Here is a 24,484-nt window from a genome sequence, read left to right on the forward strand (position 1 = left end):
AGACCAATGGACCTGAAAACCATCCAGGACCATCCCGCGTTCAGACAGCTTGCGCGTGAACGCGCGCGCCTTGGCGTGGGTATGTCGATCGTCATGGCTGCGACCTACTTCGCTTACATCCTGACCATCGCGTTCCGGCCCCAGTTGCTCGGGCATCCCCTGTGGGACGGCACCGTGATCAGCTGGGGCGTGTTGATCGGCGTTGGTCTGATTGCGCTCGGCTTCGTTCTGACGGCTGCCTACGTCCGGCGAGCCAATTCCCGATTCGATCAACTCGGTCAGCTCCTTCTGGAGGACCTCCAATGATCTCGCGCTCGGCTTGCGGGGCCCTGTTCGGAACCGCCTTCGCCCTTCTTTCCAGTCCTGCGGCGGCCGACGCGCTGACTTCCGCGACCGGCATGCGGCAATCCCTGAACGCGACGGCGATCGCCATGTTCCTTGGCTTTGTCGCAGTTAGTCTTGCGATCACATGGTGGGCGGCAAGACGGGGCACGAGCACGGCAAAGGACTTCTATGCCGCCGGTGCCGGCCTCACAGGCGTCCAGAACGGGCTCGCTATCGCCGGCGATTACACCTCGGCAGCGACCTTCCTGGGCGTCACGGCGCTCGTCTATACGTCGGGCTACGACGGCATGATCTACGCCATCGGCTTTCTCGTCGGCTTTCCGATGATCCTGTTCCTGATTGCCGAGCCGTTGCGCAATCTCGGCCGTTACACATTCGCCGACGTCGCGGCATATCGTCTGTCAGAGGCGCCGGTGAGGGCCGTCGCGAGTGTGAACACCCTCGTGATTGTGGTCTTCTATCTCATCGCCCAACTGGTGGGCGCCGGCAAGCTGATCCAGCTGTTGTTCGGGCTGCCTTATATCTACGCGGTCGGCATCGTCGGTGGGCTCATGATGGTCTATGTAACGTTCGGAGGCATGCTGGCAACGACCTGGGTGCAGATAATCAAGGCCGTGCTGTTGATGTCTGGCTCGGTGCTGATGTCGATCCTGATTCTCCGGCACTTCGGCTTCAGTCTGGAGGCGCTGTTCCGGGAGGCGATCACGTTGCACCCGAAGGCCGACGCCATCATGGCACCCGGCGGCTTGGTCAAGGATCCGGTATCGGCGATCTCACTCGGACTGGCCTTGATATTCGGCACGGCCGGGCTGCCGCACATCCTCATGCGCTTCTTCACCGTGAGCGATGCCCGTCAGGCTCGCACGTCGGTGCTGGTCGCGACGGGGTTCATCTCCATCTTCTACAGCCTGCTGTTCGTACTCGGCTTTGGCGCCATCGCGATGGTTTCGGCGAACCCGCAGTTTCGGGATGCCTCGGGTGGCCTGATTGGGGGCGTCAACATGGTGGCCCTGCATCTGGCGGACGCCGTTGGCGGGTCGCTATTGCTCGGGTTCATCTCCGCGGTAGCGTTCGCGACCATCCTCGCCGTCGTGTCGGGGCTGACGCTCGCGGGCGCCTCGGCGGCGAGCCACGACCTCTATGCCCGCGTGGTCCGCAAGGGACGCGCGAGCGAGCAAGAGGAAGTGCTGGTGTCAAAGGTCTCGGCGATCGCAATCAGCCTTCTTTCGATGGGCTTGGGTGTCGTGTTCGAGAACCAGAATATCGCATTCATGGTCGGGCTAGTCTTCGCGATCGCCGCGAGCGCGAACTTCCCGGTCATACTTCTGTCGATCGTCTGGCCTGATCTCACGACGCGAGGTGCAGTGAGCGGATCGCTTGCTGGCTTGCTGGCTTCGGTGGGATTGGTCGCGCTCAGCCCGGGAGTATGGACTGCCGCGCTCAAGATCGGGCCTGCACCATTCCCTTACGACAACCCAGCCTTGGTCTCGGTCCCGCTGGCCTTCGTGGTGTCGTGGACGATTTCAGTGCTGGACCGCAGTGCGGCGGCTGCGTCGGTCCGCGCCTCTTTCGGCGCGCAGCACGTTCGCGCCCAGACTGGGCTGGGTGTCGAATAATGCAACCTGGATAGCTCATCTCAAGGAGGCACTACAATGAGCGCTGGTCTGACGGAAAAGGGTAGGGCTGCATGGCCCGAATTTATTCGCAAAGAGTTCGATGCCAATCAATTCAATGGTCGGGTCGGCACGCGGCTCTTATCCGAAACGGAACGTGTGCGAGTCTGGGAAATCCGGCTTGCACCGCGCGAACGCATTGGATTCCATCGTCACGTGTTGGACTACTTTTGGACCGCAGTCACGCCAGGCCGGGCGCAATCACACGCGGAGGATGGGACGATCATCGAAGCCGTCTATTCGGCTGGCGAGACCCGTCACTTCGTCTATAGGGAGGGCGAATACAAGATCCACGATCTAGAAAACGTTGGCGATGCGGACCTGTGGTTCACTACCGTTGAATTTCTAGACAGCGCGAATGCGCCTTTGGAGCTTGGCTATGTACGCCATGGCGAAGCCTCTTCCGGCAGGGAACGACTCCCGTCCGAGGCCTGAACTGAAGGCCTGCGGAAGATCTCAGGGGCGATCGAAGCGTTAGCATCGTTGCCCGCCGGGCCTCGGGCAGAACGCCCATCTTGCCTCCGGGCGCCCCTCGGGTGCGTATGAGCAGGCGAGAAGATAATTGGCTCCCGCACTGGTGAATGTGATCGGAAACGGCTGGGCGACGATCGCGCTTGTGGCGCGCCTGACACGATTCGAGCGTGTGACTTTGCATTCGGAGGGCAAGACTTGACGTCTAAACTATCGCTCGAACCAGCAATCTGAGATGGTTGCAGGCGGCCGAGGCGCCAAGGACCTTCGACTCTGGGGAGCAATCTCGGTTGTTAATCGTCGCTAGGACCGACGTTGGTTGGTACGAGGATACGAGGTTCACCACAGAACCCAGCTCTACATCCTCGACCATGATCAGCCTGCCTCTTCCGAACGTGATTTCGAGCCGGTGGAAATTCCCATTTCGGGCCGTAGCTCAAATGGTGGGTTTTGGTCCTGGAAGGTCGAAAATGCTTTTTCTTTCAATGGGGAATGACTGACGGTCCGCCATGATGCTGGCGCTCACGCTACCATGCTAAGGACAAACAGCGGCTCGTCGTGTCGGTGGTTGCGTATGATTCCCTCCCTGGGCACCATTCCCCTCGCAGCAATTCTGACCAGCCCAACAGCGAATTCGGACGATCCGGAACGCTAGGCAGGAACCTGGCCGGCTGCCAACCCGTTTGCAGCAGCGGACATTTTGATTCCGGAGTTGCAATTTGGCGCCCTGCGCCTGAAGGAGGTTGCGAGATGGCCAGACGATTCAAGGTCGGCGATCACCTCAGGTGGAATTCCGAGGCCGGCCGTGTCTCGGGCACCATCATCGCGGTTCATACCAGCGATTTCGACTACAAGGGGCACATGCACCGCGCCTCGAAGGCTGATCCGCTGTACGAGATCAAGAGCAACAAGACCGATCACGTCGCGGCGCACAAGGGCAGCGCGCTCCATCATGCCTAGCAAGGGCGTGGCGCTGCCGTTCTTCACGATCGGCCATTCCAACCGCAGTCTCGAGGACTTCATCGTCCTCCTCACTACGGCCAGGATCGACCGGGTCGTCGACATCAGAACGGTGCCGCGGTCGCGGACTAATCCGCAGTTCAACAAGGACACGCTCCCCCATTCGCTGGCGGCCGCCGGCATCTCCTATGAGCATCTGGCCGATCTCGGCGGGCTGCGCGGCAAGGCGCGAAGCGTGCCGCCTTCGGTTAACGGATTCTGGAGCAACGAGAGCTTCCACAACTACGCCGACTACGCGCTGTCGCCGCAATTCCAGAAGAGCCTGCAGCATTTGCGCGACGAGGGCCACCGGCTGCGCTGCGCGATCATGTGCTCGGAAGCCGCGTGGTGGCGCTGCCACCGCCGCATCGTCGCCGACTATCTCATTGCGTCCGGTGAGACCGTCGTCCACCTCATGGGGGAGGGCCGCCAGGAGCCCGCCCGCCTCACTGAAGGCGCCGTCGTGCAGGGCGATGGTACGGTGGTCTATCCGGCGACGGGTCAACTGGACTTATAAGGCCTGCGAAGCCTGCGGCTGCACCCTTGCATCGCGCCGCCTTACTCCACGCTGCGTTTCCAATAGCCGGTGCCGAGATTGCCGGTGATCACCGCGATGCTGTCGTGGATCTCGTAGGAGCCGGCATCACTATAATTCCTCAGTCCCCTCAGCGCATGCAGCGTCCAGCGGCCGTTGGCGAAGGTGACGGTGCCTTCATGCGATTGCGCCGAGCGGAAGGGCTCGGCGTGGAATTTGTAGGTGCCGTCGGCCATGATCTGCCAAGATCCAGCGCGACTGGCCGCGGCTGCCCGCCACCATGATTTCCCAGGTGCCGACCAGCGCGGGATCGATCGCGCCGGCTGACGTCGCCGGTGGTGCCGACAGGGCGGGAGCCGCGGCCGCCGGCGTCGCGTTTCCCTGTTTCGGCGCCGTTGTGTCGGCCGGCGGCGCTGCCAGGTAGATCGCCTTGCGCGACAGCGAGCCGTAGACGAAGGGCTGCTGCTCGTTGCGCGTCGCCTCCATCACGTCGTCGCGGACGTTGCGGAACATGAAGGTGACCTCGACGCCCGGCGCCTCGATGTTGCGCAACAGCGCCGCGGCGAACGGGCTGTTGCGTCCGTCGCCGTCGAGCGCGGTGGTGCCGTCGCGCGCGGCGTAGGCGACCAGCACGTTGCCGACCGGCTCGATGCGGCCGAGCCCATTGCTTGCGGTGGCGCGGATGGCGAACGAGCGGCTCATCTTCGCCGCGAACGGATTGTTGCGGCACGCATCGAGAATGACAAGGCCGAGGCTTCCGGTGCTGGAGACCTGCAGCATCACGCTCTGCAGGCTGATCGCTTCATTGGCAGCGTCCGTATCGCGCTTCAGCTCGGCATCGACCGGGATCAGCCAGTTGTCGCCGTTGATCTCCATGCCGTGGCCGGCAAAATACACCGCGGCCATGTCGGCCCCGGCGGCATTGCGCCCGAATGCGATCAGGCCGCGCCGCATCTCGTCGAAGCTTCCATTGGTGATCAGGGTGACGGCGAAGCCGAGGCGCTTCAGGGCCGCGGCGATATCGCCGGCATCATTTGTCGGATTGGACAGCGCCGGCACGCTTCTGTAGGCGCCGTTGCCGATCACCAGCGCCACACGCCTGCCGTCGGCGGCGGCCGGCGGCGCGGCAAGGCCCGCGAGCGCTGCGGCGATGGCCAGTCCCGAGACAAACGCGCGGCGGTTCATGCTGGACCCGGTCGGAGGTGACGGGCCCACGGTAGCGCAGCCGGCGCGAGACGGCCACGGAAATGGCGGCGCGATCAGGCCGCCTGTCTCGGCGTCCGGACGCCTGCCGGCAACGGCTTGGCGGGCAACAGATTGGCGCCGGCCGCGCCCGCGATCGACATCGTGATCTCGTGGATGCCCTGCACCGATAGCTGCATCGAGAAGCGCGGATAGAGTTCGCTCATCGGGGCGAGGGCCACATGCAGCTTGAGTGCTTCGACGCTGTCGTGGTGGGCGCGGGCTTCTTCGGCGCCGTCATCGCCGAGCAGCATTATCCGATCAACACGGCAGCCGACCGCGCGATGCTCGCGTCCTATCATGCCATGAAGGCATCGCATCCGAACGTCGTCTTCGGCGGTCGGCTCGGCTCCTACAAATATCTCGACATGCACCAGGCGATCGGCGCCGCGCTGAAGACGTTCGAGCGCGAGGTCGAGCCGTTCTTTGCTGCAGGAGACTTCGCTGGTGGAGACATGCGCCCCGGCGACACCGCCGCGCGCCGCCACGCCTTGTCGCCTTTGCCCGGCGTGATCTAAGCCTGCCGGAGCGGGCAGCGAATTCATAACAATCGCCCGCGGTCCCTGGTGAGGAAACAATGAGAACGATCGCCATTGCCGCGGCTGCCGCCGCCACATGTCTTGTCTTCAACATCGCCCATGCCGCGCCGCCGCTGGCGGAAGCTTCGGCGCATCAGGCCGGTTTCTCGGATCAGGGACTGGCGCGGCTCGACGACTTCTTCGCGCGCGAGATCGCGGCCAAGCGCGTGCCCGGCGCCGTGGTGGCGATCGCACGCGACGGCAAGCTCGTGCACTACAAGGCCTACGGCCAGCTCGATCCGGTCAAGGGCACGCCGATGCCGATCGATGCGGTGTTCGCGCTGGCCTCGATGACCAAGCCGATGGCGGCGGTCGCGGGGTTGACGCTGATGGAGCAGGGCCGGCTGCCGCTGCAGGCGAAGGTCACCGAGTTCTATCCGGCGTTTGCCGACATGAAGGTGGGCGTGCAGCAGGCCGACGGTTCGCTGACGATGGAGCCGCAAGCCCGGCCGATCTTCATCCATGATCTCTATCGCCACACCTCGGGCCTGATGTATGGCGGCCGGCCCGACAGCTCGAGCGCGCTGGCGCGGCTCTATCCCGACGGCACGGCGCCGGCGGTCGAAGGCGACACGGCGGCCTTCATCGACCGCATCACCAAGCTGCCCTTGGTGCATCAGCCCGGCACCGAGTTCGAGTACGGCTTCTCGATCGACGTGCTCGGCGCCGTCGTCGAGAAGGTTTCCGGCCAGCGGCTCGGTGACTATCTTTCGGCCAATGTCTGGAAGCCGCTCGGCATGAAGGAAGCGACGTTCCACCCGACCGACGCCCAGCGCGCGCGTCTGGCGCATCCGTTCCCCAACGATCCGCTCACCGGCAAGCCGCAAGCCATCAAGCTGCTCGACGCGCCGACCAAATTCGACTGCGGCGGCGCCTGCTCGTTCGCGACCGTCGGCGACTATGTCCGCTTCGGACAGATGCTGCTCAACGGCGGCGAGCTCGACGGCAAGCGCGTCCTCAGCCCAAATACGGTGCGCCTCATGACGTCGAACCATCTCGGGCCCGAGATCAAGAACAACGTCGCCGCGGTCGAGCCGCATCGCGGCGGCTTCGGCTTCGGGCTGGCGGTCGCGGTGCGGACCAGCGAGGGGCTGTCGTCGGTGCCGGGCAATCCCGGCGAGTTCACCTGGAACGGCGCCTACGGCACGCAGTTCTTCTGCGATCCGAAGGAGCGCCTCGTCGTGGTGGTCGGAACCGCAGCGCCCGGCGAGCTGCGCAAATATTATCGCGAGAACGTGCAGGACATCGTCTACGGCGCGATGGTGAAGTGATCGTCCTCCAAATTTCTGGAGAGTCGTTCACAGATGTCGGTTCGCCGAAATAGCAAAAGGCCCGTCGCTCAATCCGAGCGACGGGCCTTCAAATTTGCGTGGGCTACCACTGCCGGTAGACGCCGGTCAGCGTGCCATTGTTGTTCCCTTCCGGACCAACGTCGCCCTGTGTCGAGCTGGGCGCCGGATGGTTGCTGCCGTTCATCGCGCCATACCAACCGGGTTCATTGTACATAACCTGCGGCTGATAGGTCTCGTAGCGCGGGCCGCCGTAGTATCGTGGGGCGGGGTTCCCGTAAGGATAGTAGCCCTGCGCGAACGCACCTGCCGTCGTTGCGATCAGCGACGCCGCGGCCAGAGCCAGGATATTGGTGTTCCGTTGCATTCATACACTCCTTGCTGGTGTCGCGACCAACGACCGTGATGGAGCGGCGTTCCTGATCTGCCATGCAACGCACGAAGGTGAAGTTGCGCGAACATCGGATCAGGTTTTGGTGAGCGGGCTTGCGCCCTGACAGACGGGCGCGTCGCTCTGCCCGGTACAATGCATCCGCCGCTGCCCCGCTATACTTTTCTAGCTATAACGGACACGGTTGAGCCGCGCGAGCAGTGCTTCGAAGGAACCGGCGCTTCGTAAAAGGAAGCCCGCCGACCGGGCGGGCAAGGTCTCAGGGAGGAAAACGCTCTGACAAGGGAGCGTACAGCCAGTCTCGTCGATTCGATGGCGGATGCGAAGATCGTATAACTACTGTCATCAGGGCCGGCATTATGCGAATGCTGCTGCGGCCCGAGGCTGGCGGGCAAGGCGCGAATCTAACAGGGGAAGTTCATGAGCACGTCTGGAGTTTTTGCCCGCGTCGTCGCGGCGATCGGAGCCGGCGCCGTGGCGTGGCGGCGGATGCAGGGCGCCGAGCCCGCACCGGCCTGGGGCAGCGCGCCGCAAATCCCGGCGGCGAAGTCGCAGGGCGCGCTCCCGACGCTGAAGATGCCGACCGCACGGGGCTGGGACCAGGGCCAGCTTCCGACCGCTGCGCCAGGGCTCAAGGTTAACGCCTTTGCAACCGGGCTCGATCATCCGCGTTGGATCAACGTGCTGCCGAACGGCGATGTCCTGATCGCGGAGGCGACGCAAATCGCTGGCACGCCGCGCAGCGTCTTCCACTATGCGATGCAGGCGACGATGCGCCGCGCCGCAGCCCTCGGCGTCAGCGCCAACCGCATCACCCTGCTGCGCGACCGTGATGGCGACGGCGTCGCCGAAAGCCGTGGTGCCTTCATGGAAGGATTGCGCCAGCCGTTCGGCATGGCGCTGATCGGCGACACGTTCTATGTCGGCAACACCGACGGCGTGGTCGCGTTTCCCTACACCACGGGCGCAGACCGCATCACGGCGGAAGGGCGCAAGCTCGTCACCTTCAAGCCCGACGGGCACTGGACGCGCAGCCTGCTGCCGAGCGCCGACGGCAAGAAGCTCTATGCCGGCGTCGGCTCGCTCAGCAACATCGCCGAGAACGGCATGAGGGTCGAGGAAGGCCGTGCCGCGATCTATGAGCTCGATCTCGTCGCCGGCACCAGCCGCATCTTCGCCGGCGGCCTGCGCAACCCGGTCGGGCTCGCATGGGAGCCGACCACCAATGTGCTGTGGACCGTCGTCAATGAGCGCGACGGCATCGGTGACGAGACGCCGCCGGACTATCTGACCTCGGTGCGCGACGGCGGCTTCTATGGCTGGCCCTATTGCTATTGGGGCAAGACGGTGGACGATCGCGTGCCGCAGGATCCGGCGATGGTCGCCAAGGCGATCCAGCCGGACTACGCGCTCGGCGGCCACACCGCCTCGCTCGGCCTGTGCTGGATGCCTGCGGGCACGCTGCCGGGTTTCCCCGATGGCATGGCGATCGGACAGCACGGCTCGTGGAATCGCTCGACGCTGTCGGGCTACAAGGTGGTGTTCGTGCCGTTTACGAACGGCCGCCCTTCGGGGCCGGCACGCGACATCCTGTCGGGCTTCCTCGCGCCCGACGAGAAGGTGTCGTACGGCCGGCCGGTCGGCGTTGCGCTTGGTCCCGACCGCTCGCTGCTGGTGGCCGACGATGTCGGCAACGTGATCTGGCGCGTCACGGGAGCGTAGTGGCAAGCGAGCTAGTTCTTCGGCTGAGTGTACCCGTCCGTCAGCGCTTGCATGAACGCGACCAGCGCATTTTCCTCCTGGTCGGTGAGGCCGAGATGGCCGGTCTTGCTGGTGTTCATGTTGTCGATGGTCTCCGGCACAGGCCAGCAGCCGGCGCCTTCGCGCGGATCGTGCACGGCGCAACGCGGCAGCACGTCGCGTGTGTTGTAGAAATGGACGATCTCTTTCAGGCTCTTGAAGTAGCCGTTATGGCCGTAGGCCTTGACGAAATCGGGCGACGGCCGCTTGTCGACATTGCGCAGCGTGGGGACCTGGAATCGGCCGCGGGTCTGCGGCGCCAGCGGCTTCCAGCGCGCGTCGACTGCCGAGGGTTGACTGAGCGGATGACCGTTCGCCAGGAAGGCGCCGACCCCGCCATCGACGAACGCGGCGCCATCCTTGTTCGCGACATAGCCGCGATCATCAGGCGCGTTTTCCGCGTAAAAGGGCAGCTCCGGGTTCGCCGGCGTCCCGATATTGCTGGCGGTGAAGTCGGTAAACAGTGGATCTTCTCCGGGGCCGCCGTCGCGATGACATTCGTTGCACCGGCCCTTGCCGCGGAAGACCTCGTATCCCTGCTGCTCCAGCGGAGTGAAGGTGGCTTTTCCAGCCTGCACCGCATCATATTTCGAGGAAAACGCCGTGACCTCGTGCGAGGCCTCATAGCCCGCGATCGACTGCGCCATCTGATCGAAGGTGGTCGCAGCGCGGCCGCGATCCACATTGCTGAGATGCACCGGGAGCGGATCGACGGCGGATGGAGGTCCCGGCGTGTTGCAGACAGTCTCAACGTCGGCAGGCCAGTCGATCGCGAACGCCTGTGCGCCCCAAACGGCCTCGAACAAGCTGCGATAGGGGCGCTGCGAGACGCGATACACCGCGCAGGCGATATCGGGCAGGCCCATCTCGACCGGATTGGTCGGCGGTCCTTCGGCCTGCTCGGCGGCGGGATTGCCGAGGCGCCGTCCGGTCGCGCGCATGTCCCAGAAATTGCCGCCGACCAGATCACCCTGGCCTTCGTTGTAGTGCAGGACCGGCGCCAGCGGCGCGTAGGTGTGGGTCTGTGGCTTGCGTTCGCTGAAGCGGGTGCGGACCGAGCCGGGATAAGAGCCCGTGGTCCGGTTGATCTCCGAGATCGGTCCGGTGAAGCCGGCCTCCGGCATGTGACAGAAGGCGCAGGCTTCGTTGCGGTTCACGGACAGCTGTTTGTCGAAGAGCAACAATTTGCCGAGCAGCTCGATCTGCTGCACCTGATTGTCGGGAACGGCTGTCAGACGAGTCAACGTATCGCCTTCGATCCGGTCGATCTCGGCTTCCACGCGGGCGATGTCGGCCAGCGTTGCCGGTGACAGCGGGCCCGTGCCGTCACGTGCGAGCAGGATCGGAATCGCCGAGCATGTAGCCGCGACGGCAACGGCGACACCGGCTAGACTCCGAAAGCTCATCTCGTCCCCCGGACGCTGTCTTCGTGATGCAAGCTGCCCGAGTTGTCGGCGCAGGCCGGCAGCGTACAAGTCGCGTCTGCTGCACTCAATGGGCCTGATCGGTTACTCGTAGCGCGACCGGGTGAGGACGTATCTGCCGTGCACCTTTGCGAAGGTCTGGTGAAGACATCCGGACGCGGTACAGAGCCTCGGCTGGTTGCCGCATTGCAGGGCTGAATAATCGAGGTGGATGACGGTGGCACTATTGGCGAAGGTCGCGAAATAGTGACCGCCCTCGGGTCCCGCGGCGCATCTCGCCCGGACAGCATGTTGAACTTCGGCAGGCAACCGTTCGACCCGCTCGGTGCTCCAGAGCGGGTCGACAGGAGCGACCGCCGTTGCGTTCGCGGCGAGGGCATGTCCAATAAGAACTGCGCCCATCGCCAATGCTGGCAATGCTCTCATCGGACTCCTCCCGAGGCCTGAAACGGCGTCGCGCCACGCGAACGCACCCTCGATCGAGGAGCTAGTTTGACGAACTGCGGAAGATAAGTTGGCCAAGACTGGATGGACTTTCCAGTCAGGCTGTAAAGTGCGATCCGGCGCCACCAGGCGCACGCCCGATTGCTCCCATCTTGCGCACCGTCTCGCCCACCGGGCCGGCGATGGCCGCAGGCGCTTCAACGCCGCCCGGTGATCGACTGCATGAAATCGCGATCCGCTTCCGGCAGCGCCGCGGTCCAGGCCGGCTCGTCGCCGGGCTCGGGCAGCACATGGCCGAACTCGATCATCTGCCGCGGCTGCAACTCGTTGAGATAGACCCAGACCGCGCGCTTGCTGTCGACATTGGCGGCGGCTCCAACCGCGCCCGCCATCAGTTTGATCATCCGCGTCTTGTCGACGGCGGCGCGGCCGGAACGGATATGGCCGTAGACGAAGATGTGGTCATGCGCGAGGGGGACACCGCCCATGAACCAGTTGCCGGACGTGACCTCGCTGAAGATCACCTGTGCGAAGTAACTTGGCGCGCCCGTCACCTCGGCGTGGATCCGGGTGATCTCGCCCGCGATCCGGCCCTTCTGTTCCGCGCTGAGGCGGCCTTGCGCACTGCTGCATGTATAGGTTGGCATTGGCGTGACCTTGCTTGGATGTCGATCGGTCCAGCTTCCGCGCCGAATCCGTGCCGTCAAGCGCAAGGATCACGCAGGCGTCAGTGGCCCAGGAACTCGCGGATGGCTTGCGCGATCTCGGCGGCATGGGTTTCCAGTGCGAAGTGGCCGGTGTCGAGGAATTTGACCACCGCCTTTGGATTGTCCCGCTTGAACGCCTCGGCGCCCGGCGGCAGGAAGAACGGATCGTTCTTGCCCCACGCCGCGAGGAACGGCGGCTGATGGGTGCGGAAGTAGGACTGGAAGGCCGGGTAGAGCGCGATGTTGCTCTTGTAGTCGCCGAACAGGTCGAGCTGCACGTCATGCGCGCCGGGCCGTGCCATGTAGTAATTGTCGAGGTTCTGGCCGTCGGGTGACACGGCCTGCGGATCCGATGTGCCATGGGTGTACTGCCAGCGCGTGGTGTCCGGCGTCAGGAAGGCGCGCAGCGCGTCGCGGTTCGCTGGCGAGGGATCCTGCCAATAGGCCTTGATCGGCGTCCAGCCGTCGCTGAGGCCTTCCTCATAGGCATTGCCGTTCTGCGAGATAACAGCCGTGATCCGCTCGGGATGCTTGACCGCGAGGCGGAAGCCCGTCGGCGCGCCATAATCGAACACATAGACCGCGTAGCGATTAAAGCCGATCACCTCGGTGAAGCGGTCGATCACCCCGGCGATGTTGTCGAAGGTGTAGCTGAACGTCTCGCGCGGCGGCATGTCGGACTGGCCGAAACCGGGCAGGTCGGGCGCCACAATGTGGAATGTGTCCGCGAGCAGCGGGATCAGATCGCGGAACATGTGTCCCGCGCTCGGGAAGCCGTGCAGCAGCAGCAGTTTTGGCGCGCCCGGCGAACCGGCCTCGCGATAGAACACCTTGAAGCCATCGACATCGGCCGTGCGGTATTTGACCTGAGACATCAGTCTCTCCTTTTGGTCGTGATGTAGTGGTGAGTTTTCGAGGTTAGGATTTGGTCTGCCCGGCAAGCCCGCTGAGCGCCTCGGGCCTGAGATAGAGCAGCAGCGCACAGCACACGGTGGCGAAGCCGAGCAGCGGCACGAAGGGTGCGATGGCGGCGCCGGCTGCGAACACCAGCAGTGCGAGCAGCGTGCGGCGCTGGGTCCATGTCCGCACCTGCTGGGACATCATGCTCTGGTCCGCCTGTGCCAGCACCGCGCGCTCGAAGGCGAGATAGGCGAGGTCAATGAGGAGGAAGATCACCGCATAGACGACCACCGGTGCCGCGGCCATGTGCGAGCGTGCGACCCAGGCGGTCGCGAACGGCAGCAGCGAGACCGCGAACAAATGGACGAAGTTCAGCCAGATCAGCCGCGGCGTCGGTTGCCGCACCAGATGCAGCAGGTGGTGATGATTGACCCAGATCACCGCGATGAACAGGTAGCTCGCCGCGTAGCTGATCGCGGTTGGCCACAGCGGCAGCAAATCGGCGAAACGCGAGCCGTCCGGCGCCTTCAGCTCCAGCACCATCACCGTGATGATGACTGCGATCACCGCATCGGAAAATGCGCCGAACCGGTCGGCCGATAAACGTCTCTCCTGCATGGCAGCACTCCTGTCCTTTGATCAAAGAGGTCAGCGCTCTGTAACGCCGTGGATCGCTTCCCGGATGATGTCGGCGACGAGCTTTGGCGCCGTCACGATCGGGGTGTGATCGACGGCATATGAGCGCACGGCAGCCTTCATCCGCGCCGCCATGCTGCGCTGGGTCTCGGGCGCGATCATCCGGTCGTCCTCGGCGACCAGGAACCAGCTCGGGACGTCCTTCCACCTGGGGCGGCCGACCGGCACGGTGATGCAGGCTGGCGAGATCGGCCGCTGCACCGCGGCGAGCACCGCGAGGTCCTCGGCGCGCGCGCCTTGCGCGAAGGCCGATGCGAAGGCGGGCTCGGGCAGCCAGATCAGGCCGTTCGCGTCAGGTGCGAGCTTGGGCGCGAACGGATGCGGCGGTGCGCGATAGAACACATCGGCCACCGTCTCGCCCTCATCCGGCGCCAGCGCCGCGACATAGACCAGCGCCTTGACGCGCGGCGAGCGGGTCTCGCCGATCACTGCGCCGGCATAGGCGTGGCCCGCCAGCACGACGGGCCCCTCGACGCGATCTAGCATGCGGTTCAACGCGGCGACATCGTCGGCGAGTGAGGTGAGGGCCAGAGGCGCTGCCACGGCGGCGATGCCCTCGGCGTCGAGCGCCGTGATCACTCGCGCCCAGCTCGAACCGTCGGCCCACGCGCCGTGGGCAAGCACCACGCTGACATCCTTGTTCGACATCTTCAGCTCCCTTGTAGGTCGTAACCTGTATAATAACATTTGACAGGTTACGAACCTTGTGGCCCAATGCTCGTAACTTGTCAACAGGCTTTAATCAGGTTATTTGCGGTCGAAGAAGCCGCCAGGAGGGCATTACCGTGCAATCCCACCCGCCCGCGATGTTCGTCGCCGACGCATTGGGCCTCGATTTCATCAATTCGATCGCGACCCCGGTCGATACGCCGGTCGACTGGATCGCTGATGGGGGCGGTCTGCTGCGCTGGCTCGCACAGGCGAAGCTGGTGCCGTCAGATGTGCTCGACGAGCTAAAGGCGCGCGCGACGCCGGGCGAACTCGACGGCGCCGCCGGTCAGGCGCGCGATCTGCGCGAATGGTTCCGCGGCTTCGTCCGCAAGCATATGGGCCGGCCGTTGGAGCCGCGGGCGCTCAGGGAATTGGAGCCGCTGAACCGGCTGCTCGAAACCGACACTGGCTTCAGCAAGATCGTGCCGCATCGTCACGATGATCACGATGGTTTCGCGCTGGAGCGAACGCGACGCTGGCGTTCGGCCGAAACCCTGCTGCTGCCGATCGGCGAGGCGATGGCCAGGGTGGTCTGCGAGGAAAGCTTTCCCGACATCAAGGCGTGCGAGGGCCCGGCCTGCACGCTGGTATTTGCCGATCACACGCGGGCGCGTGCGCGCCGATGGTGCAGCATGGCCGTCTGCGGCAACCGCGCCAAGCAGGCCGCGCATCGCAGCCGGGTCAAGGACAGGGGCTGAAACCAAACCCACCCAACGGAGACCGAAATGGCGCTTCCTCTGATCGTGTTCGACGTCAACGAGACCCTGCTCGACCTCGAAACCATGGAGCCGGTGTTCGCGCGCATCTTTGGCGACAAGAGCGCGCTGCGGCTGTGGTTCGCGAATTTCATCATGTACTCGGCCTCGCTCACGGTGGCGGGCTGCTACGTGCCCTTCACCGACATCGGCGCGGCCGTCATGAAGATGCTGGCCGACACACGCGGCATCAGGATCGACGATTCAGACAAGAGCGAGCTGACCGAGAAATTCTCCACCATGCCGCCTCATGCGGAAGTGCCGGCGGCGCTGCGCAAGCTGCGCGCGGCGGGCTTTCGGCTGTTCACGCTGACCGACAATCTGCTGGAAGTGCAGACGCGGCAGCTGACGAACGGCGGCATTGTCGATCTGTTCGAGCGGCGTTTTTCCGCCGACGGCGTCAAGCATCACAAGCCGTCGCGGCAGGCCTATGGCTATGTCGAGCGGGAGCTCGGCGCCGAACCATCGGAGTTCTGCCTGATCGCCTGCCACACCTGGGACACGCTCGGCGCGGTAGCCGCCGGCTGGGAGGCCGCGCTGATCAAGCGGCCCGGCAACGACGTGCTCGGCGTCGGTCCGCAGCCGCAGGTCGTGGGTCGCAATCTCGACGATGTCGCCGACCAGCTGATCCGGCGCTATGGCGCCAAAGGGTAACGGTCGCTGACGGATTTCGGAGGGGAGGATCAAAACCCCTCCAGGCCCGATCGCTCGGAAGCGCCTAAAACCGGAATGAAATCCATAGCGGTTTTCAACCATGCCCCTTGAGCCTTCCTCAACTTCCGCGGCCGATGCTTTGCCCGTCGCACAGGACCGACCAGGGATCGACAAGGAGCTTGAGCATGCCGGCCAAGGCACGAACGACCGCGAGCAACACCACCGCGCAGTCGCGCGAGGATATCCTGAATGCGCGGGCCATCAGCACGCTGGGCGCCGGCGTCGTCAACGCGATGAGTGCGGTCGGCGCCGCCGTCATCAAGAAGCACAAGCCGGCGCTCGGCAAGAGCCCGGATTGGTTCTGGCACGTGTTCGCGAAATGCGAGGCCAAGGCGGCACGGGTCGCCGAGCAGGCCGCGCGCGATCCGGAGGCCTGTGGCGATGCCACCTTCATCGAGGTCTATGCCGCGCAACTGCCGAAGCTGATGGCATCCGCACTCGATAGCCACGACAAGGCGCTCAAGGCGAAGTGAGGTCGCGTCAAGTGGAAGCTGGCAACGGCGATCGTGCCGTTGTCGTTTCCCCGATCTCTCTCCCGCGTCGCTGCGCAGAGCAGCCATGCGCCTGAAACCATAACCCGCCGCCGTTCGTAACCAACGGGTGGCAGAAGTCCGCGCCCGCGGGCTTCCGGTTTCTTCAATCCAAGGCGGTAGATGGTGAAGCACCTTGTTTCCGATGAAGAGAATTGTGACGCGTGCAACGGGACCGGCTTTCCAGCGGTGAAGCAGCCGGGCGAGCCGGGACGGAAGATTTATCCCGAGCCCTGCAAGAAATGCGGCGGCAAAGGGCGGATCAGGAAGGCGACGTGGGGCAAGTAGCCCCCTGAAGCAATCAGTCCTGTAGGGCGGGTTAGCGTTAGCGTAACCCGCCGCAACGCGATGCGCTGGAGCGATGGCGGGTTACGGCTTCGCCTAACCCGCCCTACGTTGCTGCGGCGATCGGGGTGCGACCGCGTGTGACGCGCGTCACGGCGGCCACGCGCGCAGCGAGCCATTGATAGCGCCATGAACGGGCGGTCTCCCGTCAATCATGGAGCTGAAGATGACGTCCTCCCTTGCGATCAGTGTTTCCGATGACGGCCTTGCTCTGGTGCCGGAGCATGATCAAGCCGCCGCGTCCCTCGTTCCCGCCGATGTGACCAGCGCGCCGCAGCGCCAGTTCTGGGAGACCGAGCACACCCGCCCGGATTTTCAGCCCTCCAACGAGGCAGCGCCCGAGCTGGTTGCGGCCACCGCGAACTATCTCGGCGAATGCATGCGGCACCCCTATCTGCCGGCGTCGGAAATCCGCGCGCGGCAGTTCGCCCGGATCAAGGAGCTGGTCGAGCTCGCCTACCGCGACATTCCGGTCTACCGCGCCAAGTATGATGCGGCCGGCTTCAAGCCGGAGCATCTGCGCGACTACGACGACATCCAGAAGATCCCGGTCATCACCAAGCCCGAGCTGGTCGCGGCCTTCCCGGACCAGTGCGTCAACAAGAAGTACAAGCCGGAAAATTTGTTTCCGACGCGCTCGTCGGGCTCGTCCGGCCAGACCTTGCTGATCCGCGTCGACTATGACGCGGTCATCACCGACACCATCCAGGGCGTCCGCCAGTTCGCGATGCAGAGCGGCGGCAATTACCGCGCCGAGGATTTGCTGGCTCACGTCTACACCGTGCCGTGGTGGTTCGATTCGATCGGCGGCGACTATCCGACCGCTTTCATCTCCAACCTGATCCCGCCGGCGCGCGTCGCCCAGCATCTGCGCTATCTCGGGCCGAAGATCCTGTCGCTCTACCCGTCGAGCCTCGATGCGCTGATGCCGCATGTCGACGAGTTCCGCTCTTCGCTCAATCTCGCGGTGACGCATTCGGAATATTCCTCGCGCGCCGCCCGTCAGGAATGGTCGCGCCAGCTCGGCGTGCCCGTGCTCGACGAATATTCTTCCGAGGAGGCGACGCGGATCGCACTCGAGATGCCCGACGGCCAGTATCACGTCTGTGAGGACACCGTGCATCTCGACGTGCTCGACCCCGTCACGATGGCGCCGCAGGCTGCCGGCCAGTCCGGTATCGCCGTGATCACCAATTTGCTCAACGAGGCGATGCCGTTCATCCGCTACGTGCAGGGCGACTACATCACCCAGCCCGCCAATCCCGCGCCGTCTGATATCAACTGGTCGCAGATCGCCAGCATCGACGGCCGGCTCAACGACGCCTTCGTCAACCGCGACGGCCGCAAGGTCCCGGCCGGCAGCATCCTGGATGCGACCTATCGCTGGATGTTCGATTGCAATCTGCATCTGGCACAGTTCGAGATCGTGCAACGCGGCGTCGACCTCGTCGAGGCGCGCGTCGTGCTCGGCCAGGATACGCCGATGTCACGGCTGCACGGCTCGGTCGCGCATCTCGAGGATCTGCTCGCGGCCTGCCTCGAGCATCCGGTCCGGGTGCAGGCCAACGCGCTGCTGGCGTTTCCGCCCAAGGTCGGCAAGCGCCGTCCGATCCGCCGCGAGATCGACTAATGCCAGCCGCACGGGTGGATGCCATGACACAGTCACTGAACCGCATCGCGGCCATGACGGCGCGCTATTACTACATCCTGCGCTCGTCATGGCTCCGGCTGCTCGAGATCGTCTACTGGCCGGCGATGCAGATGCTGGTGTGGGGTTTCCTCTACACCTACCTCTATCAGAGCAAGTCGGCGATGGCCTCGACCGCCGGCCTGCTGCTCGGCGCCGTCCTGCTCTGGGACGTGCTGTTTCGCGGCCAGCTCGGCTTCACCTTCACCTTCCTGGAGGAGGTCTGGTCGCGAAATCTCGCCAATTTGATGATGAGCCCGTTGCAGCCTTTCGAGCTTGCGGCCTCGCTGATGCTGATGAGCCTGATCCGGCTCGTGATCGGCACGTTGCCGGTGACATTGCTGACGCTGCTGCTGTTCGGCTTCAACGTCTATGCGATGGGGCCGGGGGTGATCTTGTTCTTCCTCAACCTCGTGCTGACCAGCTGGGCGATCGGGCTCGTCGTCGCCGGCCTCGTGATCCGCCAGGGCCTCGGCGCCGAAAGTCTCGCCTACTCGATCATGATCGTGCTGCTGCCGCTGTGCTGCGTCTACTATCCGGTGGAAGCGCTGCCGGCCTGGCTGCATCCGGTCGCCTGGTCGCTGACGCCGACCTATGTGTTCGAGGGCATGCGCGCCGTGCTGCTCGACGACACCTTCCGCACCGACCTGATGATCGAAGGCCTCGCGCTCAATGCCGTCTATCTCGGCTTGGGCTTCGCCACATTCGTTGCCCTGTTGCAGAGCGCCCGCCACAAGGGCGGCCTGCTCACCATGGGCGAGTAAGGGGAGACATCCATGAGCCGCATCGAACGCTTTTTGCCCCGCAGACATCTGACACCGGTGTCGCCAAACACCACGCCCGCGCAGGACAATGCGCCTGTGAGCCTCGGTATCGATGAGGCGCCAGCCATCGCGGTCGAGGACCTCTGCAAAAAGTACCGCACCCATTGGGCCGTCGACGACGTGAACTTCAACGTGCCGAAGGGCTGGACCGTCGGCCTGCTCGGCGGCAACGGCGCCGGCAAGACCACCACCATCGCGATGATCATGGGCCTTGTGGTGCCGAGCTTCGGCCGCGCCATGGTGCTCGGCCACGACATGGCGACCGAGCGTCACAAGGTGCTCAGCCGGATGAATTTCGAGAGCCCCTATGTCGCGTTGCCGGGACGGCTCACCGTGCGGCAGAACCTGACGGTGTTCGGCCGGCTCTATGGCGTCGCCAATCTCAAGGCGCGGATCGAGGAACTGATCGAGGATTTCGAGCTCGGCGACGTGCTCGACCGCGTCACCGGACGGCTCTCGGCCGGCCAGAAGACCCGCGTCGCCGTCGCGAAGGCGCTGATCAACGACCCGGACGTGCTGTTGCTCGACGAGCCGACGGCATCGCTCGATCCTGACCGTGCCGAGTGGGTGCGCAGCCGGCTGCGCGCCTATCAAAAGCGCCGCGGCGCCACCATCCTGCTGTCCTCGCACAACATGACCGAGGTCGAGCAGCTCTGCGACTTCGTCGTCATCATGAGCCGCGGCCGCGTCGTCGCGATGGGGCGTCCGGGCGAGCTCGCCGAACGCTTCAAGTGCCGGGACCTCGACGAGGTCTTCATCTATCTGGCGAGGGTCGCGTGATGCCGCTGCTTGGTTCCCCGAACCGCGAACGGATCGCGATCCGCCGGGAGCGCCGTTCCGACCTGGCGGCGCGCGAAGCCCTGCTCGATGCCGCGTTCGGCCCTGGCCGCTTCGCCAAGACCTCGGAGCGGCTGCGCGAAGGGCGCAAGCCGGCGCGCGGCCTTGCCCTGGTCGTCCGGCGCGGCGGCCGGCTGGTCGGCACGTTAAGGCTGTGGCCGGTCGTGACCGGCACCGGTCACGCCTGCCTGCTGCTCGGCCCGCTCGCTGTGGCGGAGGAGGTGCGATGTCTCGGCATCGGCGCCGCGCTGATGCGGCAGGCCTTGCTGCGGGCGCAGCGGCTCGGTCACCGCGCCGTCATCCTGGTCGGCGATGCAGCCTATTATGACCGCTTCGGCTTCTCGGCGGCGAAAACCGACGCGCTCCGCATGCTTGGCCCGTATCAGCGCGACCGCCTTTTGGCCTGCGAACTCGTGCCGGCCGCGTTGCGCGGGGCGGGCGGCCTGATTGCCGCAGCGAGCCCGCCGCCATCGCGGTTGTCTGGATTGATGGACCGGATCGCCGGCAGCCAGGCCCCGGTCGGACAACCGGCCTGATCCGGCACCTTTTCCAGCTTGGGGGGCCTTGGGGGCATGGCGGTTTGGTTGTTCTTGGCGTAAAGCAGCCCAAATCGTCATGCGGCTCTGCCGCCTGCCGGGTACGCAGCCTCAGGTCGTCCTGCTCGACGTTCTGCACCCGGACCAATCAAGGTTTCCCATCTCGTGCCCTTTCCGACCACAAGTTCGCCGCTCGCCCGCGCCTTGGCTGAGCGCAACTACGATCAGCCGACCCCTGTCCAGCTCGCTGTGCTCGCGGACGACGCCGTTGACCGTGATCTCCTCGTTTCGGCCCAAACCGGCTCCGGCAAGACCGTTGCCTACGGATTGGCCATGGCAAAGGATCTGCTCGACGGCGCCGAGCGGTTCGAGCCGGCAGCTGCACCGTTGGCGCTGATCGTCGCGCCGACCCGCGAGCTCGCCTTGCAGGTTCAGCGCGAGCTCGCCTGGCTCTATGAGCATGCGGACGGTCGCGTCGTTTCCTGCGTCGGTGGCATGGACCCGCGCCGCGAGCAGCGCGAGCTTGCCGCCGGCGCCCACATCGTGGTCGGTACGCCCGGCCGGTTGTGCGACCATTTGCGGCGCGGCCGTCTCGATATTTCGGGGTTGCGGGTCGTCGTTCTCGACGAGGCCGATGAGATGCTCAATCTCGGCTTCCGCGAGGACATGGAGTTCATTCTCGAGACCACGCCTGACACGCGCCGCACTTTGCTGTTCTCGGCGACGTTTCCGCGCGGCATCGTCGCGCTGGCCAAGCAGTATCAGCAGCAGGCGTTCCGGATCGAGGTCGCGGGCGACGAGGGCGGCCATGCCGATATCGAGTACCGCGCCATCCGGGTGGCGGCCGACGATGTCGAGCACGCGGTCGTCAACGTGCTGCGCTTCCATGAGGCGCCGAGCGCGCTGGTGTTTTGCAACACGCGAGAAGCCGTCAGGCATTTGCAGGCGGCGCTGCTGGAGCGCGGGTTCTCCGTGGCCTCGCTGTCAGGCGAAATGACCCAGAACGAGCGCACCCAGGCGCTGCAGGCATTGCGCGACGGACGGTCCAGGGTCTGTGTCGCGACCGACGTGGCGGCGCGCGGCATCGACCTGCCGAGCCTCGACCTCGTCATTCATGCGGATCTGCCGAAAGATCCGGAGGTCATGCAGCATCGCTCGGGCCGCACCGGCCGCGCCGGCCGCAAGGGGGTCAGCATCCTGCTGGTGCCGCCGGCACGGCGGCGGCGCGCCGAACTGCTGCTGGATCTCGCCGGCATCGATGTGGTCTGGGGCTCTGCGCCACAGGCGGACGAGATCCGCAAGCTCGACCATGACCGCCTGCTGCAGGACGCGGTGTTCTCCGAGGAGGTGACCTCCGACGATCAGGTGCTCGCGCAAGCCTTGCTGGCCGAACGGTCGCCCGAGGCGATCGCCGCGGCGCTGGCCCGGTTTTATCGCGCGCGGCTGCCTGCGCCCGAAGACATTCTCGATCCCGGCGAGGGCCGGGGCCGCGATCGCGACGATCGCCGCGGCGAGCGCACCTCGCGCCGCGATGATCGTCCCGCCGGGCCGCGATCGAAGACCGGCAAAGCTTCCCCGCGTCACGGCATGGAGGAGGCCAGCGTCTGGTTCCGCGCCTCGATCGGACGCAGAAAGAATGCCGAAGCCCGCTGGCTGTTGCCGATGATCTGTCGTCGCGGCGGCATCGACAAGCACGACATCGGCGCCATCAAGATCCTGGATACGACCACCGAGTTCGAGATCGCTGCGCGGGTCGCGGATTCCTTCGCCGTCAAGATCAAGCGTCCGGACAAGGAAGACACCATCCGCATCGAGCCGCTGGCGGACGCTCCGCAGCGGCAGGCACCCTCGGACAAGCCGGCGCGCAAGCCCAGGCACGATCCTTGGCGCGACAAGGATGACGGCGGCCACAGCACGTCGCGCCGCGACGAGCCGCGTGGCGACGCGGCAGCGAAACGACGCGGCAAGCCGGACCGCGAGGCGAGAGCGTTTTCGAACGAAGGCGCGAGCCGTTCGCGCGAAGACTACGCGCCAAGACAAGAATCCGGAGCTCCCTTCCGATTCAATCGGGACGGAAAGGGCGCGAAGCCGAAATCTGGCGATGAGCCAAGGTTCGCAAAGAAAAAGCAGCATCGGAACAAACCCGGCCAGCCTGGACACTGGCCAGACGTGTCGGCGGCGAAGCCGAAGTTCGGCAAGAAGCCAAAGAAGAAGCATCGCGGTTGAGTTGGCGGTGCCACGGCGGGGCCGCGCGTTCAGAACGCCGATGTATGGGCCTTGAGCGCTGCAACAAGTTCAGTGTCGTCCCGGGCAAGCGCAGCGCGACCCGGGACCCATAACCACCGATGCTCGTTGCTGCATAGTGCTCGTGCCGCAGCTCGCTTCAACAACGAAGGCCCGTGGTTATGGATCCCGGCCCTCGCCGGGACGACGATGCGGAGAGATTGCGCGACTAACTTGATTTGCATGTGCAGCCCGCAATTTTGCCGCTGCCAACCCGGGCCTCACGCCACCAGCGCGATCTTCGGCACGGTGGCGAGCACCGACTGGTTGCGGCCGTTGGCCTTGGCGGCGTAGAGCGCCTTGTCGGCGGCTTCGATCAGGTCGGACCATGGCTGGCCGGCGAGCGGCCGCATGCTGGCGACGCCGATGCTCACCGTCGTGATCAGCTCGCCCTCGCACCATTGCTGGACCTTGCCGCGGATGGTCTCTGCCAGGTTGAAGGCCTCGAGCGCGGTCATGTTGGGCAGCAGCACGGCGAATTCCTCGCCGCCGAAGCGCGCCGGGCAATCGCCGGCGCGGCGCACCGCATCCGAAATGCAGATCGCGATTCCCACCAGCACCTGGTCGCCGGCCTGATGCCCATAGGTGTCGTTATAGGCCTTGAAGTGATCGGCATCGATCATCAACAGCGCGACCGGCTGGCCGTAGCGGCCGGCCCGGCGCCATTCGCGGTCGATCTCGGCATCGAACTTGCGCCGGTTCTTCAGGCCGGTGAGCGCGTCGGTGGTCGCCAGCTCCTCGAGCTTGTCCTCGGCTTCGGCGCGGCGGACGATCTCGCGGGCCAGCACCAGCGTCGCGCTGAGCACGAACAGCACCAGAAAGGCCATGATCGTGCCGATCCGGATCGCCTCGGTGCGCCACAGATTGAAGACAGCTTCGAGCGGCTTGCCGACTACCACGTAAAGCGGCCCGCTGCTGCTGCGCCTGACATAGAGCCGCGGCGTGTCGTCGACCGGGCCCTTGCCGGAGAACGCGCCGCCCACCTTCAGGTTCTCGGATCTCCAGTCCAGCTGCTCAGCGAGGTTCTTGCCGATCACGTCGAGATCGAACGGCGTCCGCATGATGATGGTGCGGTCGTTGCGCAACACCGTGATGGTGTCGCCCGGCGTGAGGTTCAGCCGCCCGAACAGATCGTGGAAATAGGTGAAGCGGATCGAGCCGACCACGACGCCGAGAAAGCGGCCGTCCTCGCCGGTGATGCGCCGGCTCAGCACGATGGCGTAGGCGCCGCGATGCAGCATCGGCCGGCTGACATACAGCCCGGTGTCGGGATGGTCGCGCTGGATGGCGAAATACTCCTCGTCGCTGCGGTTCTCCGGCTGCGGATCGAGGCTCGCCGCGTCGATGGTCAGATTGCCCTTGGTGTCGAACACCTGGATCGCGCCGAAATGCTTTGCGGTCGCGGCGTGATCGAACAGGATCAGCTGGCGCAGTTCCTTGCTGACGCCGCGGATCTCCGGCATTTCCAGATTGCTGGCGACCGCGCGCAGCGACAGGTCGTAGAGTTCGACGTTACGGCTGATGTCGGCCTCGATGCCTGACGCCAGATTCTCCAGGGTCCGGCGGGCCAGCTGTTCCTCGCCGCGGCGCATGTCGAACATCACGCCCGCGCAGATCGCGGAAAAGCCGAGGACGGTCGCAACGGATGCAGCGATCAGCAGCTTTGCCGATAGCCGCCAGCGCCGCCTTGCGTCGTTTCCCCGTCGAAATGGCATGTCCCGCTCCAAAGCGCCGGTCATGCAACGGGAAATCTTGTTGTCGCCTTAAA

Annotated in this window: 27 protein-coding genes; 16 read left to right on the forward strand and 11 right to left on the reverse strand. The window is 65.0% G+C overall.

Annotation, left to right across the window (positions count from 1 at the left end; translation table 11 throughout):
- The first annotated feature begins 6 nt into the window (after positions 1 to 6).
- The 5 genes from ACVWW1_RS35115 to ACVWW1_RS35135 all read left to right on the forward strand — a co-directional run bounded on the left by ACVWW1_RS35115 (position 7) and on the right by ACVWW1_RS35135 (position 4,005).
- On the forward strand, positions 7 to 306 hold the full coding sequence (locus ACVWW1_RS35115; RefSeq protein WP_456659031.1) for a DUF485 domain-containing protein: 300 nt from the start codon (positions 7 to 9) through the stop codon (positions 304 to 306).
- A complete protein-coding gene (gene actP / locus ACVWW1_RS35120) occupies positions 303 to 1,961 on the forward strand; it encodes a cation/acetate symporter ActP (protein WP_456659032.1) in 1,659 nt (552 codons plus the stop codon). Before ACVWW1_RS35115 ends, actP begins: the two co-directional genes overlap by 4 nt.
- Before the next feature lie 36 nt (positions 1,962 to 1,997).
- Positions 1,998 to 2,453, forward strand: coding sequence for a hypothetical protein (locus ACVWW1_RS35125; RefSeq protein ID WP_456659033.1), 456 nt, complete (start codon positions 1,998 to 2,000; stop codon positions 2,451 to 2,453).
- 786 nt (positions 2,454 to 3,239) lie between these two features.
- Complete coding sequence (locus ACVWW1_RS35130) at positions 3,240 to 3,449, forward strand: DUF2945 domain-containing protein (RefSeq protein ID WP_456659034.1); 210 nt, start codon at positions 3,240 to 3,242, stop codon at positions 3,447 to 3,449.
- Positions 3,442 to 4,005 (forward strand): DUF488 domain-containing protein, encoded by a 564-nt coding sequence (locus tag ACVWW1_RS35135; RefSeq protein ID WP_456659035.1) that lies wholly within the window; start codon positions 3,442 to 3,444, stop codon positions 4,003 to 4,005. The genes ACVWW1_RS35130 and ACVWW1_RS35135 overlap by 8 nt, the downstream gene beginning before the upstream one ends.
- Positions 4,006 to 4,046: 41 nt before the next feature.
- Here ACVWW1_RS35135 and ACVWW1_RS35140 read toward each other — a convergent pair whose 3' ends face one another.
- From ACVWW1_RS35140 to ACVWW1_RS35150, 3 genes are all read right to left on the reverse strand, one after another.
- Positions 4,047 to 4,259 carry a hypothetical protein gene (locus ACVWW1_RS35140; protein WP_456659036.1) on the reverse strand — a complete coding sequence of 71 codons (213 nt, stop codon included), beginning with the start codon at positions 4,257 to 4,259 and terminating at the stop codon, positions 4,047 to 4,049.
- Positions 4,201 to 5,208, reverse strand: a complete 1,008-nt coding sequence (locus ACVWW1_RS35145; RefSeq protein ID WP_456659037.1) for a caspase family protein — start codon at positions 5,206 to 5,208, stop codon at positions 4,201 to 4,203. The genes ACVWW1_RS35140 and ACVWW1_RS35145 overlap by 59 nt, the downstream gene beginning before the upstream one ends.
- A gap of 74 nt (positions 5,209 to 5,282) precedes the next feature.
- Positions 5,283 to 5,432 carry a hypothetical protein gene (locus ACVWW1_RS35150; protein WP_456659038.1) on the reverse strand — a complete coding sequence of 50 codons (150 nt, stop codon included), beginning with the start codon at positions 5,430 to 5,432 and terminating at the stop codon, positions 5,283 to 5,285.
- A 15-nt stretch (positions 5,433 to 5,447) separates the two neighbouring features.
- Here ACVWW1_RS35150 and ACVWW1_RS35155 point away from each other — a divergent pair, with 15 nt between their 5' ends.
- Both ACVWW1_RS35155 and ACVWW1_RS35160 read left to right on the forward strand, forming a co-directional pair.
- A complete protein-coding gene (locus ACVWW1_RS35155; RefSeq protein ID WP_456659039.1) occupies positions 5,448 to 5,783 on the forward strand; it encodes a UDP-galactopyranose mutase in 336 nt (111 codons plus the stop codon).
- A gap of 59 nt (positions 5,784 to 5,842) precedes the next feature.
- Positions 5,843 to 7,114 carry a serine hydrolase domain-containing protein gene (locus tag ACVWW1_RS35160; RefSeq protein ID WP_456659040.1) on the forward strand — a complete coding sequence of 424 codons (1,272 nt, stop codon included), beginning with the start codon at positions 5,843 to 5,845 and terminating at the stop codon, positions 7,112 to 7,114.
- A gap of 103 nt (positions 7,115 to 7,217) precedes the next feature.
- Here ACVWW1_RS35160 and ACVWW1_RS35165 read toward each other — a convergent pair whose 3' ends face one another.
- Entirely contained in the window at positions 7,218 to 7,499 is a 282-nt protein-coding gene (locus ACVWW1_RS35165; protein ID WP_456659041.1) for a hypothetical protein, read from the reverse strand.
- A gap of 444 nt (positions 7,500 to 7,943) precedes the next feature.
- On the opposite strand from ACVWW1_RS35165, the gene ACVWW1_RS35170 reads away from it, so the two are divergent.
- The gene (locus tag ACVWW1_RS35170; RefSeq protein ID WP_456659042.1) at positions 7,944 to 9,245 is read left to right on the forward strand and encodes a PQQ-dependent sugar dehydrogenase; all 1,302 of its coding nucleotides are present in this window, start codon (positions 7,944 to 7,946) and stop codon (positions 9,243 to 9,245) included.
- An 11-nt stretch (positions 9,246 to 9,256) separates the two neighbouring features.
- Here ACVWW1_RS35170 and ACVWW1_RS35175 read toward each other — a convergent pair whose 3' ends face one another.
- The 6 genes from ACVWW1_RS35175 to ACVWW1_RS35200 form a co-directional block, all read right to left on the reverse strand.
- Entirely contained in the window at positions 9,257 to 10,729 is a 1,473-nt protein-coding gene (locus ACVWW1_RS35175; RefSeq protein ID WP_456659043.1) for a cytochrome-c peroxidase, read from the reverse strand.
- A 102-nt stretch (positions 10,730 to 10,831) separates the two neighbouring features.
- Positions 10,832 to 11,173, reverse strand: a complete 342-nt coding sequence (locus tag ACVWW1_RS35180; protein ID WP_456659044.1) for a hypothetical protein — start codon at positions 11,171 to 11,173, stop codon at positions 10,832 to 10,834.
- Positions 11,174 to 11,388: 215 nt separating this feature from the next.
- Positions 11,389 to 11,838, reverse strand: coding sequence for a tautomerase family protein (locus ACVWW1_RS35185; protein WP_456659045.1), 450 nt, complete (start codon positions 11,836 to 11,838; stop codon positions 11,389 to 11,391).
- An 80-nt stretch (positions 11,839 to 11,918) separates the two neighbouring features.
- Positions 11,919 to 12,773, reverse strand: a complete 855-nt coding sequence (locus ACVWW1_RS35190; protein WP_456659046.1) for an alpha/beta fold hydrolase — start codon at positions 12,771 to 12,773, stop codon at positions 11,919 to 11,921.
- Between the two features lie 43 nt (positions 12,774 to 12,816).
- Positions 12,817 to 13,416 carry a TMEM175 family protein gene (locus tag ACVWW1_RS35195; RefSeq protein WP_456659047.1) on the reverse strand — a complete coding sequence of 200 codons (600 nt, stop codon included), beginning with the start codon at positions 13,414 to 13,416 and terminating at the stop codon, positions 12,817 to 12,819.
- Between the two features lie 30 nt (positions 13,417 to 13,446).
- The gene (locus ACVWW1_RS35200) at positions 13,447 to 14,142 is read right to left on the reverse strand and encodes an alpha/beta fold hydrolase (protein WP_456659048.1); all 696 of its coding nucleotides are present in this window, start codon (positions 14,140 to 14,142) and stop codon (positions 13,447 to 13,449) included.
- 158 nt (positions 14,143 to 14,300) lie between these two features.
- Here ACVWW1_RS35200 and ACVWW1_RS35205 point away from each other — a divergent pair, with 158 nt between their 5' ends.
- The 8 genes from ACVWW1_RS35205 (at position 14,301) to ACVWW1_RS35240 (ending at position 22,659) form a co-directional block, all read left to right on the forward strand.
- Positions 14,301 to 14,903, forward strand: a complete 603-nt coding sequence (locus ACVWW1_RS35205) for a CGNR zinc finger domain-containing protein (protein WP_456660752.1) — start codon at positions 14,301 to 14,303, stop codon at positions 14,901 to 14,903.
- A gap of 27 nt (positions 14,904 to 14,930) precedes the next feature.
- Positions 14,931 to 15,614, forward strand: coding sequence for a haloacid dehalogenase type II (locus tag ACVWW1_RS35210; RefSeq protein WP_456659049.1), 684 nt, complete (start codon positions 14,931 to 14,933; stop codon positions 15,612 to 15,614).
- Positions 15,615 to 15,799: 185 nt separating this feature from the next.
- Positions 15,800 to 16,147: a hypothetical protein gene (locus ACVWW1_RS35215; protein ID WP_456659050.1), complete on the forward strand. Its 348-nt coding sequence runs from the start codon at positions 15,800 to 15,802 to the stop codon at positions 16,145 to 16,147.
- A gap of 568 nt (positions 16,148 to 16,715) precedes the next feature.
- Positions 16,716 to 18,179, forward strand: a complete 1,464-nt coding sequence (locus tag ACVWW1_RS35220) for a phenylacetate--CoA ligase family protein (protein ID WP_456659051.1) — start codon at positions 16,716 to 16,718, stop codon at positions 18,177 to 18,179.
- Positions 18,180 to 18,202: 23 nt separating this feature from the next.
- On the forward strand, positions 18,203 to 19,000 hold the full coding sequence (locus tag ACVWW1_RS35225; protein ID WP_456659052.1) for an ABC transporter permease: 798 nt from the start codon (positions 18,203 to 18,205) through the stop codon (positions 18,998 to 19,000).
- A 12-nt stretch (positions 19,001 to 19,012) separates the two neighbouring features.
- Positions 19,013 to 19,840, forward strand: a complete 828-nt coding sequence (locus ACVWW1_RS35230; RefSeq protein WP_456659053.1) for an ABC transporter ATP-binding protein — start codon at positions 19,013 to 19,015, stop codon at positions 19,838 to 19,840.
- Positions 19,840 to 20,433 (forward strand): GNAT family N-acetyltransferase, encoded by a 594-nt coding sequence (locus ACVWW1_RS35235; RefSeq protein WP_456659054.1) that lies wholly within the window; start codon positions 19,840 to 19,842, stop codon positions 20,431 to 20,433. Before ACVWW1_RS35230 ends, ACVWW1_RS35235 begins: the two co-directional genes overlap by 1 nt.
- 165 nt (positions 20,434 to 20,598) lie before the next feature.
- On the forward strand, positions 20,599 to 22,659 hold the full coding sequence (locus tag ACVWW1_RS35240; RefSeq protein WP_456659055.1) for a DEAD/DEAH box helicase: 2,061 nt from the start codon (positions 20,599 to 20,601) through the stop codon (positions 22,657 to 22,659).
- 278 nt (positions 22,660 to 22,937) lie between these two features.
- On the opposite strand, the gene ACVWW1_RS35245 is transcribed toward ACVWW1_RS35240, so the two are convergent.
- Entirely contained in the window at positions 22,938 to 24,431 is a 1,494-nt protein-coding gene (locus tag ACVWW1_RS35245; RefSeq protein WP_456659056.1) for a sensor domain-containing diguanylate cyclase, read from the reverse strand.
- Between the last annotated feature and the right edge of the window lie 53 nt (positions 24,432 to 24,484).

The sequence above is a fragment of the Bradyrhizobium sp. JR3.5 genome (assembly GCF_054057015.1).

Excerpts from the sequence above, each read along its gene's own strand:
- ACVWW1_RS35115 (WP_456659031.1), top strand. The coding sequence starts at position 7 with ATGGACCTGAAAACCATCCAGGACCATCCCGCGTTCAGACAGCTTGCG.
- actP (WP_456659032.1), top strand. The coding sequence starts at position 303 with ATGATCTCGCGCTCGGCTTGCGGGGCCCTGTTCGGAACCGCCTTCGCC.
- ACVWW1_RS35125 (WP_456659033.1), top strand. The coding sequence starts at position 1,998 with ATGAGCGCTGGTCTGACGGAAAAGGGTAGGGCTGCATGGCCCGAATTT.
- ACVWW1_RS35130 (WP_456659034.1), top strand. The coding sequence starts at position 3,240 with ATGGCCAGACGATTCAAGGTCGGCGATCACCTCAGGTGGAATTCCGAG.
- ACVWW1_RS35135 (WP_456659035.1), top strand. The coding sequence starts at position 3,442 with ATGCCTAGCAAGGGCGTGGCGCTGCCGTTCTTCACGATCGGCCATTCC.
- ACVWW1_RS35140 (WP_456659036.1), bottom strand. The coding sequence starts at position 4,259 with ATGGCCGACGGCACCTACAAATTCCACGCCGAGCCCTTCCGCTCGGCG.
- ACVWW1_RS35145 (WP_456659037.1), bottom strand. The coding sequence starts at position 5,208 with ATGAACCGCCGCGCGTTTGTCTCGGGACTGGCCATCGCCGCAGCGCTC.
- ACVWW1_RS35150 (WP_456659038.1), bottom strand. The coding sequence starts at position 5,432 with ATGAGCGAACTCTATCCGCGCTTCTCGATGCAGCTATCGGTGCAGGGC.
- ACVWW1_RS35155 (WP_456659039.1), top strand. The coding sequence starts at position 5,448 with ATGCAGCTTGAGTGCTTCGACGCTGTCGTGGTGGGCGCGGGCTTCTTC.
- ACVWW1_RS35160 (WP_456659040.1), top strand. The coding sequence starts at position 5,843 with ATGAGAACGATCGCCATTGCCGCGGCTGCCGCCGCCACATGTCTTGTC.
- ACVWW1_RS35165 (WP_456659041.1), bottom strand. The coding sequence starts at position 7,499 with ATGCAACGGAACACCAATATCCTGGCTCTGGCCGCGGCGTCGCTGATC.
- ACVWW1_RS35170 (WP_456659042.1), top strand. The coding sequence starts at position 7,944 with ATGAGCACGTCTGGAGTTTTTGCCCGCGTCGTCGCGGCGATCGGAGCC.
- ACVWW1_RS35175 (WP_456659043.1), bottom strand. The coding sequence starts at position 10,729 with ATGAGCTTTCGGAGTCTAGCCGGTGTCGCCGTTGCCGTCGCGGCTACA.
- ACVWW1_RS35180 (WP_456659044.1), bottom strand. The coding sequence starts at position 11,173 with ATGAGAGCATTGCCAGCATTGGCGATGGGCGCAGTTCTTATTGGACAT.
- ACVWW1_RS35185 (WP_456659045.1), bottom strand. The coding sequence starts at position 11,838 with ATGCCAACCTATACATGCAGCAGTGCGCAAGGCCGCCTCAGCGCGGAA.
- ACVWW1_RS35190 (WP_456659046.1), bottom strand. The coding sequence starts at position 12,773 with ATGTCTCAGGTCAAATACCGCACGGCCGATGTCGATGGCTTCAAGGTG.
- ACVWW1_RS35195 (WP_456659047.1), bottom strand. The coding sequence starts at position 13,416 with ATGCAGGAGAGACGTTTATCGGCCGACCGGTTCGGCGCATTTTCCGAT.
- ACVWW1_RS35200 (WP_456659048.1), bottom strand. The coding sequence starts at position 14,142 with ATGTCGAACAAGGATGTCAGCGTGGTGCTTGCCCACGGCGCGTGGGCC.
- ACVWW1_RS35205 (WP_456660752.1), top strand. The coding sequence starts at position 14,301 with ATGTTCGTCGCCGACGCATTGGGCCTCGATTTCATCAATTCGATCGCG.
- ACVWW1_RS35210 (WP_456659049.1), top strand. The coding sequence starts at position 14,931 with ATGGCGCTTCCTCTGATCGTGTTCGACGTCAACGAGACCCTGCTCGAC.
- ACVWW1_RS35215 (WP_456659050.1), top strand. The coding sequence starts at position 15,800 with ATGCCGGCCAAGGCACGAACGACCGCGAGCAACACCACCGCGCAGTCG.
- ACVWW1_RS35220 (WP_456659051.1), top strand. The coding sequence starts at position 16,716 with ATGACGTCCTCCCTTGCGATCAGTGTTTCCGATGACGGCCTTGCTCTG.
- ACVWW1_RS35225 (WP_456659052.1), top strand. The coding sequence starts at position 18,203 with ATGACACAGTCACTGAACCGCATCGCGGCCATGACGGCGCGCTATTAC.
- ACVWW1_RS35230 (WP_456659053.1), top strand. The coding sequence starts at position 19,013 with ATGAGCCGCATCGAACGCTTTTTGCCCCGCAGACATCTGACACCGGTG.
- ACVWW1_RS35235 (WP_456659054.1), top strand. The coding sequence starts at position 19,840 with ATGCCGCTGCTTGGTTCCCCGAACCGCGAACGGATCGCGATCCGCCGG.
- ACVWW1_RS35245 (WP_456659056.1), bottom strand. The coding sequence starts at position 24,431 with ATGCCATTTCGACGGGGAAACGACGCAAGGCGGCGCTGGCGGCTATCG.